We start from the raw sequence: 358 nt of genomic DNA, 5'->3' as shown, positions 1-358 counted from the left end.
GTTCCGCTGTCACCGGTCAGGGTAAAGGGGCGCTTGCTGAAGTCGACCTTGTTGATGTGGTCGAAAATAATCTCGGTCTTGAAGCGCTCGGCGTGTTCGAGGAAGCGCTGCATCAGGTCCGGCCCCTGCACGCCGTGCACATCGGCCGGCCAGTTGTCGACATCGGTGGTGGTCATGAGCTGGCCGCCCTGTGCGATGCCGGTGATCAGCACCGGGTTGAGGTTGGCGCGCGCCGCGTAGACGGCCGCGGTATAGCCGGCAGGTCCCGAACCGAGGATTAAGACTCTTGAATGTTTCATGTTGAAAAACTGATTGGGAAAGTGTAAGAACTCAGGTAGAGTCGTGCCGCATAAGCGCC

General features: G+C 59.2%; 1 protein-coding gene. It reads right to left on the bottom strand.

Going from position 1 to position 358, the window contains the following annotated elements; translation table 11 throughout:
• Positions 1 to 299 (bottom strand): FAD-dependent oxidoreductase (locus AC1D0P_RS32505; protein ID WP_477680484.1); only part of this gene is annotated, 299 nt, incomplete at its 3' end.
• Between the last annotated feature and the right edge of the window lie 59 nt (positions 300 to 358).

The sequence above is a fragment of the Polaromonas sp. P1_G2 genome, assembly GCF_056405515.1.
This window is presented reverse-complemented; position numbering and strand designations above follow the sequence as displayed.